The 12,355-nt window shown below is 70.6% G+C and carries 7 protein-coding genes and 1 riboswitch; all 7 genes read right to left on the reverse strand.

The window, feature by feature from the left end; translation table 11 throughout:
• Positions 1-35: 35 nt before the first annotated feature.
• Entirely contained in the window at positions 36-734 is a 699-nt protein-coding gene (locus tag DFW101_RS13700) for an anaerobic ribonucleoside-triphosphate reductase activating protein (protein WP_009182120.1), read from the reverse strand.
• A gap of 127 nt (positions 735-861) precedes the next feature.
• A complete protein-coding gene (locus tag DFW101_RS13705; RefSeq protein WP_009182121.1) occupies positions 862-3,048 on the reverse strand; it encodes a ribonucleoside triphosphate reductase in 2,187 nt (728 codons plus the stop codon).
• A gap of 147 nt (positions 3,049-3,195) precedes the next feature.
• Positions 3,196-3,419: riboswitch (cobalamin riboswitch) on the reverse strand.
• Positions 3,420-3,636: 217 nt separating this feature from the next.
• A complete protein-coding gene (locus DFW101_RS13710) occupies positions 3,637-6,201 on the reverse strand; it encodes a PEP/pyruvate-binding domain-containing protein (protein ID WP_009182122.1) in 2,565 nt (854 codons plus the stop codon).
• Positions 6,198-8,558, reverse strand: a complete 2,361-nt coding sequence (locus DFW101_RS13715) for a PEP-utilizing enzyme (protein ID WP_009182123.1) — start codon at positions 8,556-8,558, stop codon at positions 6,198-6,200. The genes DFW101_RS13710 and DFW101_RS13715 overlap by 4 nt, the downstream gene beginning before the upstream one ends.
• Entirely contained in the window at positions 8,548-8,976 is a 429-nt protein-coding gene (locus tag DFW101_RS13720) for a response regulator (protein WP_009182124.1), read from the reverse strand. The genes DFW101_RS13715 and DFW101_RS13720 overlap by 11 nt, the downstream gene beginning before the upstream one ends.
• Positions 8,954-11,557 (reverse strand): PEP/pyruvate-binding domain-containing protein, encoded by a 2,604-nt coding sequence (locus DFW101_RS13725; protein ID WP_009182125.1) that lies wholly within the window; start codon positions 11,555-11,557, stop codon positions 8,954-8,956. The genes DFW101_RS13720 and DFW101_RS13725 overlap by 23 nt, the downstream gene beginning before the upstream one ends.
• A 21-nt stretch (positions 11,558-11,578) precedes the next feature.
• Positions 11,579-12,355, reverse strand: coding sequence for a TIGR02186 family protein (locus tag DFW101_RS13730; protein ID WP_009182126.1), 777 nt, complete (start codon positions 12,353-12,355; stop codon positions 11,579-11,581).

Here is a 12,355-nt window from a genome sequence, read left to right on the forward strand (position 1 = left end):
CCCGGCCGCCGGAGGCATCTCTCTCGTCCATTCCTTCAACTCCTTGTCGTGATGGTCAGGCGGGGGGCCACGGCGAGGAGGCGGGAGACCAGATCCGGGGGAAAGGCGGTGGGGCCGGCGGCGGCCAGGTCCGGGTCGGCGCAGCCGTCGGGCCGGAAGGCCTGGATGACCCAGCGGCCGGCCCCGGCTTCGGCCAGTTCCCGGGCCAGGGCCACCAGGGCGGCTTCGCTGAGGAGTCCGGGGTGCCAGGTGGTGCGGGTCTCGAAGGGGAGGTGGCTGGCGAGGAGCAGGGCGAGGCTGGCAAAGGCGGCTTCGCCGCTGCCGGCCACACCCGTCACCCGGGCGTAGTCGGCGCGCGGAGCCTTGATGTCGAGGCCGACCCAGTCGCAAAGGGGCAACACTCTCTCCAGGGCCTGGGGAAACATGCCGGTGGTGTGGAGTCCGACCTTGAAGCCCAAATCGCGCACCGCGCCGAGCATCCCGCCGAGGCCCTCCTGCAGGGTCGGTTCGCCGCCGGAGAAGACGACCGCGTCGAGGAGTCCGCGCCGGCCTGCCAGCCAGGCCAGGACCGATGCGCCGTCGCGTTCGGTCCGGTCGGTTATTTCGCGAAGGGGTTCGTTGTGGCAGTAGGGGCAGCCCCAGGGGCAGCCCTGGCAGTAGATGACCGCAGCCAGGGCGTCCGGGAAGTCCAGCGTGGAAAGCGGCGTCACCCCGCCAATGGTCAGCCCTTTCATAGCAAAGCTCCCACGCTCTCCCACATTCCCTTCAAGGGACTCACCATACTTCTCCCTTTCAGGGGGTCCGGGGGGATGATCCCCCCCGGCCGCCGGAGGCATCTTCTCTTCCCTTCCGTTCTCTTCCCTACAGCTGCGGCTCGGCGAAGCAGACGCGCTCGTCGTATTCGCCCTGCTTGCCGACGTTGAACGCGGCCTTGGGCCGGTAGTAGCCCATGACGCGGGTCCAGATCTCGCATTCCCGGGTCGTTCCCTCGGCGGCGCAGGTCGGGCAGGTGGCGTGTTCGCCGACCAGGTAGCCGTGGACGTCGCAGATGGAGAAGGTGGGCGTTATGGTGACGTAGGGCAGGGCGAAGCGGGTGAGCGAGCGCTTGACGAGCTGCTTGCAGGCCTCGGCGCTGGTGACGCGCTCGCCCATGTAGAGGTGGAGCACCGTGCCGCCGGTGTATTTGCGCTGGAGTTCCTCCTGGCGGGCCAGCGCCTCGAAGGGGTCGTCGGTGAAGCCGACCGGCAGCTGGGAGGAGTTGGTGTAGTAGGGCTTCTCGTCGGTGCCGGCCTGCAGGATGCCGGGGAAGCGCTTGCGGTCCTCTCTGGCGAACCGGTAGGTGGTGCCTTCGGCCGGGGTGGCCTCCAGGTTGTAGAGGTGGCCGGTCTGTTCCTGGAAGGCGGTCATGCGGGCCCGGACGTGGTCCAGGAGGCGCACGGCCATGGCGTGGCCGGCGGGGGTGGTCAGATTTTCGGCGTCGCCCGTGAAGTTGCGGACCAGCTCGTTGACGCCGTTGATGCCGATGGTCGAGAAGTGGTTGCGCAGCGTGCCGAGGTAGCGCTTGGTGTAGGGGAAAAGGCCGGCGTCCATGCGCCGTCCGATCTCCTTGCGCTTGATTTCGAGGCTGGTGCGGGCGATTTCGAGCAGGGCGTCGAGACGCTTTAAAAGCCCGGCCTCGTCGCCGCGGTGGGTGTGGCCGAGGCGGGCGCAGTTGATGGTGACCACGCCCACGGACCCGGTCTGCTCGGCGCTGCCGAACAGGCCGTTGCCGCGCTTTAAGAGCTCGCGCAGGTCGAGCTGGAGCCGGCAGCACATGGACCGGACCATGCCGGGCTCCAGGTCGGAATTGAGGAAGTTCTGGAAGTAGGGGAGCCCGTACTTGGCCGTCATCTCGAAGAGGATGTCGACATTGGGCGACTGCCAGGGAAAGTCCTTGGTGATGTTGTAGGTCGGGATGGGGAAGGTGAAGACCCGTCCCTTGGCGTCGCCGGCGGTCATGACCTCGATGTAGGCCTTGTTGATCATGTCCATCTCGGCCTGCAGGTCGCCGTAGAGAAAGGGCATGGCCTGGCCGGCGATGACCGGATGCTGTCCGGCCAGGTCCTCGGGGCAGGTCCAGTCGAAGGTCAGGTTGGTGAAAGGCGTCTGGGTGCCCCAGCGCGAGGGCACGTTCAGGTTGTAGATGAGCTCCTGGATCGACTGGCGGACCTCGGCGAAGGAGAGGTTGTCCTTGCGGATAAAGGGCGCCATGTAGGTGTCGAAGGAGGAAAAGGCCTGGGCCCCGGCCCATTCGTTTTGCAGCGTGCCGAGGAAGTTGACGATCTGGCCGACGGCGCTCGAAAGGTGCTTGGGCGGATCGGCCTCCACCTTGCCGGGGACGCCGTTTAAGCCCTCGGTCAGGAGCGTGCGCAAGGACCAGCCGGCGCAGTAGCCGGCCAGCATGTCGAGGTCGTGGATGTGCAGGTCGCCGTCGCGGTGGGCCTGGCCGACTTCGGGCGGGTAGACGTGGGAGAGCCAGTAGTTGGCCACGACCTTGCCCGAGACGTTCAGGATAAGGCCGCCCAGGGAATAGCCCTGGTTGGCGTTGGCCGAGACCCGCCAGTCCTGGCGGTCGAGGTATTCGTTGACCGAGGCGGCCACGTCCACCACGGTTTTCTTGTCTTCGCGCAGCCGGGCGCGCTGGGCGCGGTAGATGGAATAGGCCCGCATGGTCCGGAAGTGGTTGGCGGAAATAAGGGCCTGCTCGACCACGTCCTGGATGCGCTCGATGTCCGGGATCTGCCCGGCGAAGCGGTGGGAGAGGACCTTCATGACCTGGGCGGTCAGGAGCAGGGCCTCGTCGTCGCCGAAATCGCCGGTGGCCGCGCCGGCCCGGCTGATGGCCGAGCGGATCTTGTCGGCGTTGAAGGCAACGATGGTTCCGTCGCGCTTGCGGATGCGGGTGGGCACGGCAATGGCGATCCGGGGCGGAGCCACGGGGGCGGCCAGGCCGGGGGCGTTGTCGTTTACGGAGGTGTCGCAGGCCAAGCTTCCCATGGACTCGAGCATAAAAATATTCTCCCGGGCGACGTATTGCGGGCGCGCCCTTTGCGGTGAGGTTGGCGGTCGGGGATGGCATGGGCCGAAAAGCGCGTGGCGCTTCGGATGGCCGGGCCGCCCTCCCGCGAGGCTCCCATGGCGTTTCGTCGGCGCGGGTCGGCGCGGACGGCGTCGGCAGGTCTTCGGACTGGCGAACAGGCGGCCGGGTATGGCCGGTTTCCTAGTGCCCGCCGCTTCCCGGACACGTGTCCGGCGCGTGATGGCGGGGGTCGTTTTCGCTCACCGCTGCGGGGCAGTTCCGGAATCGCACCGGATTCTCTTCTTGCGGTTCGCTCCTCCGGCCGGCCGGAGGAGCGAACACCGACGCAGCCGGACTATATGGGAGTATGGCCCGCCGGTGTCAACGGGGCAGCCGATGCGCGACGGGTCGGAGAAAAAAAGGGATACGGGAGGCTTACCGAGTTATGCACAATGCGGCAGCGCGCCAGAAAAACAGCAAATGGGTCTGTTATATTTGAAGAACCAGATTTTTGTCCTGATTTTTTCCGAGGGAAGCGCCGGCACGGCACAGCGGGCGGAGAGGCAAACGGCGGCCGTTCATGCCTGCTCCAGGGCCCGGTGCCCGGCCGGGTGGTCCGGGGCGAAGGTGGCGAGGCCGTAGTCGCCGGCCAGGAAGGCGGCGGCAGCCCGGCGCGGGGCTGCGTCGTCGGTCATGGCCGCGTCGAGGAGACGGGTGAAGCCGAGCAGCCGGCCAAGGAGGACCAGCCCCTTTTCCGTGGCCTCCCGGGACGCGTCCAGCAGGTGGGCGGTGACCAGGTCGCCCTGTCTGTTGACGAAAAATCCGCCGGCTTGGAGGATTTCCTCCAGACAAGAGGCCCGGCGGTGGCGCAAGGGCGTGGCCGCGCCGCCGCCCTTGAAGCGCAGCCGCACGTAGTTGCCGCCGGCCCTCGGGCCGCAGACCGCGTCGATCATGGCGAAATGAAACTCCACCCGGGCGTTGACGTTGACGTAGTCCCTGGCGGCCAGGGCGTAGTTGGGCTCGCCCACGGGCCGGCGGCTGCGGCCGTCGGTCGCGCCCTTGGCCATGACCCCCCGGATGTCCGAGCCGGGCGGGGGCGCGCCGAAACGCAGCCCGGGCGTGGCCAGTCCCTGCCACAGGGCGGCCAGGGGAATGGAGGCCACGTCAGAGGGGCCGATGAACCGGCCGGCCGCCTCCTCGCGCAGCCCGCCGCCGAGGTCGATGACCATGACCTCGAAGGGCACGCCCCCGCGCAGGATGCGGACCTGGGAAAAGGACTCCTCCAGGACCTCGTCCCCGGCCTCAAAGAGGGCCAGGATCGCGGTTTCGTGGGCAAAGCGGATGATGTCGTGGAGGGTGCGGCACTCGATGGCGGCAAAGGTCGGGCCGTAGGCGTCGGTGAGCGTCAGGGGCAGGGTCAGGTCGTGGATTCTGGCCCGGGCCGGGGACAGGGGGGCCGGGGCGGGTTTGCCGGCGTCGGCGGCCGGGGAGGCGAGGAGCTCACCCAGGTCGCCGATGGCCGGGTGGGCCGGCGTGACCAGACACCGGCCGGCATCGAGGACGGCGGCCGCGCCGTCGGGCAGAGCCTCCACGGCTCCGGCGGCCCGGGTCAGGAGCGGGCGGCCGGTCTCGCGGGCCACGGTGGACAGGTGGTCGGCCGGGTTGCCGCCCGCGACCACCAGGCCCTGCCAGCCGGGCAGGAACCGGGCCGCCTCGGGCGCGGCCGTGGGCAGCACGGCGATGACCGGGCCGGCCGGGCCGTTTGTCGCGGCCGCGAGGTCGGCCTCGGTGGCCATGTGGCGCAGCACCCCGAGGCACCGGCCGGGCGAGGCGGTCATGCCGCCCTGGTAATAGGGATCGGGCGCGGTCTGCCGCCTGCTCCCGTGGGCCACGCGGGCCGGCCGGGACTGGAGGAGCCAGACGCGGTCCGTGACGTCCACGGCGTATTCCAGGTCGCGCGGCGTCCCGGCCAGGCTCTCGGCGGCCAGGGCGAGCCGGACCAGGCGGGTGAGGACGGCGGGGGACAGGACCGGCCGGTCGGCCTCGCCGGGCGGCACGGCCTCGCGGCGGACGCCGCCGGCCGGGTCGGGCACGGCGCGCAGGGTCTTTTTCGCCAGGCGCAGGTCCATGTCCGTGGGGTCGTCGCGCCGGATGCGGATGATGTCGGCCGGGGCCGCGCCGTCGACAGCCAGGACGCCAAGGCCGGGCACGGCGGAAACGAGCATCCGCCCGGTCTCGGGCCGCACCGGGTCGCTGGTGAAGACCACGCCGGCCCCTACGGCCGGGACCATGGCCTGGACGCACACGGCCATGTCGAGAACGGCCGGGGGGAGGCCGGCCTCGCGGCGGTAGGCCACGGCCCGCTCGGAAAAGGCCCCGGCCATGACCGTCAGAAATCCTTGCCCCAAGGTGTCCGGGGAGAGGTGGAGTACGGTCTCGAACTGGCCGGCAAAGGAGTGCTCGGCCAGGTCCTCGGACAGGGCGCTGCTGCGGGCGGCCAGGGCGGCGGGCGCCAGCCGGCCGGCGGCGGCGCGCAGGTCCCCGGCCAGCCAGCCCGGCAGGGGTGTGGCCAGGATGTCGGCCCGGACGGCGGCCAGGGCGTCGTTGCCGCCGTCACGGCCAAGGGCCTGCCGCAGGCGGGCGTCGAGGCCGGTTTCGCGCAAAAAGGCCCGGCAGGCGGTCACGGTCACGGCAAAGCCGTCGGGCACGGGAAAGCCGTTTCGCCGGAGTTCCGACAGGCCGGCCGCCTTGCCGCCGACTTCCCTGGCGTCGAGGGGCCGGGCCAAGGGCAGGCAGGACGGCCCCCGGCCGGTGTCCTCCACCGCCTCCAGGGCGGCGCGCAGGGCCTCTTCCAGGCGGAGCTGCCGGGCGTAGAGGGCGTTTGCCCCTTGTCCGGCCAGCCGGGATACGCCGTCGACCAGCTCGAAGGTCACGGCCTGCAGGTCCTCGACCAGTCCGGCCAGTTCGCCGCCCGGGGCCCCCGAGGCCAGGGCGGCCTCCACCCCGGCCAGACGCTCCAGGGCCCGCTCGTTGTTGGCCAGGAGGATGCGGAAGGTGTGGTAGCGGACCTTCAGGGCGTCCAGGGCGGCGCGGTTTCGGGCCTCCCGCCGGTCGCGCCAGGCCTTCCAGAGACGGCCGATCATTGCCCGGCCTCCGGTGCGGGGCCGCCTGGGCCGGCCGTAGCCGGCAAGCCCGAGGCTTCGAAAAAGGCCTGTTCCAGGGCGGCGGCGTCGGCCGGTCCGGTCAGTCCCGTGTCGCGCTGGCGGGCAAAGGCGCACAGCCGCCCGACCAGACGCAGGGCCTCGCCGCCGGTCTCCGGTTCGATGAACTTGAGCCGGGCCACGACCAGATCGCCGGACACCTCCACCTTGAAGTCGTAGCGGCTGAGAATCCGTTGCAAAAAGGCGGCCCGGGCCTCGCGGCCGGCCGGGCCGGCCATGCCGCCGACGAAGCGGAAGTAGATGGTGTTCTTCTCGGGATTCTGGCCCAGATAGGCGTCCACCACCGTGAAGTGGTAGCCCAGGCGCAGGCTGACGTTGCAGTAGGACCGGGCCGCGATGGCCAGATTGCCGCCGCCGGCCGGCAGGGCCTTGCCCATGGCCCCGAGGAGGTCGCCCAGGCCGACCCTGGCCGGGGTGGCGTCCCACATGCCGGGCGCGGTCAGGCCCGAGAGCAGGGCAGCCAAGGGCCGGGACCGGACCGAGGCCAGGCCCGAGGTCCCGGGGACCAGCCCGCCGCCGATGTCGAGGACCTTCAAGTCCAGCGGCACGGGCAGGGCAAGCGGCGTGGCCGGGCGTTCGGACACGCCGGCCTGGCGCAGGTCGGTGAGGACGGTCACGGCCCGGTCGTGGGCGAAATGGAGGATGTCGTGCAGGGTGCGGCAGCCGGCCGGGGTGAAGTCCGGGGACTCCGGATCGGTCAGGGTCAGGGCGGCGATGCGGCGCAGGAGCCGGCGCAGGATCAGGTATTCGGGATCGTCCGGGGCGAGGCCGGCGTCCGGTGCCGGCCGGGTGGCGGCCGGACCGCGAAAGACCGTGCCCGCGCCGGCGTCGACCGTGACCACCAGCCCCGGCGGCAAGGCGGCCAGGGCCCCGGCCAGGCCGAAAAGGGCCGGCACCCGGTACTCCCGGGCCACGGCCGCCAGGTGCCCGGCCGCGTCGCCGACCTCGGCCACCACGGCCCCGGCCCGGCGCAGAAGCGGGGCCAGGACCGGCGAGGCCGACCGGGTCACGGCCACGGCCCCGTAAGGAAAGTCGGCCACATCCGTGGTCTCGTCCACGGGTACGACCTTGCCCGAGGCCAGGCCCAGGCAGGCGGCCTCGCCGCCGGACAGGAGCGGCTCGCCCGGGATTGCCGGAACGGCGGGCCCGGCGTCGTCCGGGGAAACGGCCGCCAGCAGGTGGGCGGACGTGAACACCACGCCGCCCGAGCCGTCCCCGGCAAAGGCCAGCTCCAGGGGCGCGCCGAGGAGCCGTTCGGCGGCCAGCCCCTGGCCGGCCAGCCCGGCCGCCGCCTCGAAGGGAAGGAGCGCGCTGCCGCGCAGGAAGCCGTTTGGGCCGGCGTCGAGGGGGGTCTGGCCGTCGGGCAGCTTTTTGTCCATGGGCTTGGGGGCAAAGACGCTGCGGCGGGGGGCGAAGGGATGGGACCGGTCGAGAAAAAGGGTGTCCCGGCTGGCCGGGTCGCCCTCGGGCCAAAGCTCCAGGCGCAAAAACGCCCGGCCGTCGGCCTCGGGGGCGAAAGTCCGCATCCGGCCGCGCAGCACGGCCGGCCCGGCCGCGGCCACCATGGCGAAAAGGCCGGCGCCGCCCGCGCCTTCGGACCGGACGTCCCGGGCCAGGTTCGAGAGGGCCTCGCCGACGGCTTCGGCCCGGGGGGGCAGGCCCGAAGCCTGCCGGCGGACGGCCGTGCCGTCGGTCCGCTCTCCGGCCAGGGCCACGGCCAGGGCGGGGGCCTGGCCGAGGCAGGCCGGATCGGCCAGGGCTTCGGCCAGGGCCTGCCCGGCCTCGGCCGTCAGGGCCCCGTCCGCCCAGGCGTTGGCGGCCAGGGCCAAGCCCTGGGGCACGGGCAGGCCGAGCTGGCCGGACAGTTCGCCGAGGGCGGCCGCGTCCGGCCCGACCTTGGCCCGGTCCTCCAGGCGCAGGCGGGAAAGCGGCCGCAGGGGCCGGTCGTCGTCGGTGCCGGGCCGGCCGGCCAGGATGTCCTCGACCTTGGCGGCGATGGCCATGAACCGGTCGTAGAGGGCCACGTAGCGGTTGCCGCTCATGGCGTTGACGGCATAGACGGCCTGATGGGCCAGGTCGGCCACCTGCCGGGCGGACTGTTCCAGAAAGGCCCGGTCGAAAATGTATTCCCCGCCGCGCATCCGTTCCAGGGCGGCCATGGTGGCCAGGGCGGCGGTGTTGGCGTCGAGCAGGGCCCGGAACTTGGAGAAGACCGACCGGGCCGCGTCCCTGGCCGGGCCGCCGGGAAGCCGGCTGCCGGCGGCGTCCTCAGCCGGCATGGGGCGCGCCTGGCAGCATGGATTCGAGGCGGGCCACCACGTCCAGGATGTCGGCCAGCTTGAACGGCTTGGCCACGAAATCGAAGGCCCCCTTGTGGAAGGATTCCTTGGCCGTCTCCAGGGTGGCGAACCCGGTGATGACGATGACGCCGACGCCCGGGGACACGGCCTTTATCCGGTCGAGGAAGCCGATGCCGTCCATGCCTTCCATCTTGAGGTCCGTGATGACGATGTCGGCCGGGGCCGCTTCGAAGGCGGCCAGGGCCGCGGCGCTGTCGGTGAAGACGGAGACGTCGTAGCCGGCCTTCTGGAAGGCGGGTTTGAGGCGTTTGACCACGATGGGCTCGTCGTCGAGAATGAGCAGGCGCCGCCTTGCGGGGGCGTTCGGATTCTTCTCAGAGGTGTTTGGCGTCGGCATGCGGGGTCTCCTCTCCGGACAGTACGGGTTGGATGGCGGCCAGGAATTCCTCGGCAAAGCAGTGGGGATCGTCGTCGCGTCCCATGCGGACGTCAAGCTGGCGGGTGAAGCCGACCAGGCCGCCCAAAAGGCGCAGCTTGCCGCGCATGGCCTCCCGGTCGAATTTCTTGAGCCGCCCGACCACCAGGTCGCCGTGGAGCTCCACCCGGAAGTCGGCCTGCTCCAGGATCTTGCCGATGCACCGGGCCCGCCTGGCCCGGCGGGCCAGATCCGTCACCCCGCCGAGGAACCGGAAATACAGGGCATTGTCGTTTACCACTTCCCCCACATAGGCGTCGATCAGCACGAAGTGGTAGCCGAGGTGGAGGTTCAGGTTCAGGTATTCCCGGGAGACCACGGCCAGGTTGCGGCCGAGCTTTTCCGAGCCCGGGGCCCCGGCGCCGAGGGTGCGCGTCAGGCTGGCCATGAAGCTCCCCATGTCGACCGGCACCGGGTCGGTGGCCCACATGCCGGAAGCCGTAAGCCCGGTCAGGATTTCCCGCAAGGGCAGACAGTGCAGGTCTTCCACGCCGATGGGCGAGGTGTCGGCCCCGGCCTCGTTGTCGAGGTCGATCAAGGAGAGGTTGAGCGGCAGGGGCGAGCGGAGCTTTCGGGCCGAGGCGTCCAGGATGCCCTGCCGGCTTTCGCTCAGGTCGATCAGTTCGGCCACGGCCTGCTCGTGGATGTAGCGCGTGATGTCGTGGTAGGTGCGGCAGGCGGCCGGGGTGAAGTCCGGGGAGTGGGGGTCCACGAGGTTAAGCGGCGTGATCTTTTTCAAAAGCCGGCGCAGCAGCCGGTATTCGTAGGAATCCTCGTACACCGCCTCCTCGGTCAGCTCGAAAAAGCGCAGTTCCTTGACCAGCCCCCGGTAGACCACGTTCTGGGTGGCGTCCACGGTGATCTCGTCGCCGGTCTTGAGCAGGGATGTGGCCACACCGCAGCCGACGATGGTCGGCAGCCGAAACTCCCGGGCCACGGCGGCCATGTGCCCGGCCGGGGAGCCGATGTCGGTCAGGATGCCTTGGGCCCGGGCCATGATCCGGGAGTAGCGGGGCGAGGTGTGGTGGGCGACCAGGATGGCGCCAAAGGGGAAGTCGTCGAGGTCGGCGTCGGTGCGGACCACGAACACCCGGCCCATGGCCACGCCGCGCTGGACCACGTCCCCCCGGCCGGAAAAGAGCACCTCGGCCTTGGCGGTGGCCGCGTCGATGGCCCCGGTGCGCCGGGCCGGTTCGCCGGAAAAGACCAGCGGCCGGCTCTGGAGCACATACAGGCGTCCGGCCGCGTCAAAGGTCCATTCCACGTCCTGGGGCCGCTTGAAATATTTTTCCAGCGACAGGGAGGCCTCGCCGAGCAAGGCCAGCTCGGCCTCGGTCAGGCAGGGGGCGTCGGCCTTTTCCGGGGCGACGTCGGCATATTCCGCGCCCCGGCCCGGAACCAGGACCATCTGGCGCGACTTGCGGGCGATTTCCCGGGACGTGGCGGCAAACGGGGCCCGCCTGGCCAGGAGATAGGAGTCGGTCTCCACCTCGCCGGACATGACCGGGGCGCACAGGCCCCAGGCGGCGCTGACGAAAATGCCCTCGTCGTTTCGGGTCATGGGGGCGTAGGTGTAGAGCCCGCCGCTGACCGTGGAATCGACCATGGCCTGGCAGCCGACGGCCATGACCGCCTCGTGCTCCCGGAAGCCCCGCCGCCGGCGGTAGAGCCAGGCTTCCGGGGAATAGGCCCCGGCCACCACCCGCTTGAAGGCCTCGGGCACGTCTTTGGCGGCCACGCCGATGACACTCTCGTACTGGCCGGCGAAGCTGGTCTCGCCGTCCTCGTCCCAGGCCGAGCTGCGGACGGCGAGGCTCGGCGGCATGGCGCCCAGGCGCCTGGCCAGATCGGCCAGGGCGTCGTGTATGCCCCGGCCCAGGGACCGGGGCAGCGCGGCCGCGAGAATCCGCTCGCGTACGACGTCGGACACCTGGCGGATGTTGCCTTCCTCGTCGGCGTCCAGGAGCTCGGTCTGGTCGCGGATGAAATCCGGCAGGCCGTTTTTGGCCATGAAATCGGCGAAAGCGCCGGTGGTGATGACAAATCCGTCCGGCACGGGCAGGGCGAGCTTGTTTTTGAGCTCGCCGAGCATGGCGAACTTGCCGCCGGCCGCCTCGCCCATGTCCCGGCGCAGGGCCGAGAGCGGCAGGGTGGGGGCGGTGGCCGGGAAATGGTGCCGGCCGGCCAGCTCGTCGGCGATTTCCTGGCGCACGGCCTCGAAGGCGATGAAAAGGGGCACGTTGCGGCAGCGGTTCAAAATGGACAGGTCCGAAACCAGCTTGAAGATCTGGTCCGAGAGTTCCTCGCAGGCCGATTCGATGTAGCGGCGGTCGAACACATATTCGCCGCCGAGCTTGTCGCCCATGTCGGCCATGAGCGTGAGGATGCGGTTGTTGCGCTCGAGGATGCTTTTGAATTTCTTGAAAAGCACCACAAAGGGGACCGGGGTCTTGCCCCGGGACCGCCAGCCGAGGGCCCCGCCGATCCTGTCCAGTACGCCCATGGCCGATGCTCCGGGCCGGCCCTAGTGGGCCCCGCCCTTGGAGCCGCTGAAGATCTGGCCGATGACCAGGCCGCCGACAATGGCGATGATCGAGGCCAGGACGCCGTAGAGCGTGCCGTGGCCGAAGGCCATGTCGGCCAGGAAGGCCGGGGCACCGATAAAGGCGGCCGTGACCGAGGCGTCGCCCTGGCCGAGGACGGCGCCGTCCCGGATGGCCAGGACTTCCACGGCGTAGGCCCCGGGCGACAGGCGCGACGGCATGTGCAACACGGCGGTAAACGGCCGGGCCGCGCCGGCGTCCGCGCCAAGCGTCACCTGGCCGGCGTTTTCCTTATACAGCTTTTCCGCGGTCTGGTACCGGAGAAACTCGGCCACAAGCGGGGCCGTGTCGCCGTCTTTCGCCGTGACCGTGATCCGGTCGGCCAGGCCCGGGACGCCGAGGCGGGACACGTCCGCGGCCGGGACCTCGGGCGAGGCCGCGACCAGGAAGACCCTGGGCGCGTCCTTAAAGGCCACCTTGTCGAGGTTCATCCACAAGAGGCCAAAGACCTTGCCCTTTTCCTTCATGGGAAACGTGGTCGGGTCGCCGACCAGCCGGACCACCACCTGGCTTCCCGCCGGCACCGTGCCGGTCACGGTCAGGTCCGTGCCGTTGTACAGGGTGTCGATGGCGATGGTCCCGGGGCTTGCTTCCACGGAGACCGGCGCGGCGGCGTCGGCCAGGGCCGGGGCGGCCGCCAGGAAGGAGGCGAGGCCGACGAGGGCCAGGAGGGCCAGGATGGAAAGAATGCGCCGCAT

Source organism: Solidesulfovibrio carbinoliphilus subsp. oakridgensis, assembly GCF_000177215.2.
GTDB classification, from domain to species: domain Bacteria; phylum Desulfobacterota; class Desulfovibrionia; order Desulfovibrionales; family Desulfovibrionaceae; genus Solidesulfovibrio; species Solidesulfovibrio carbinoliphilus.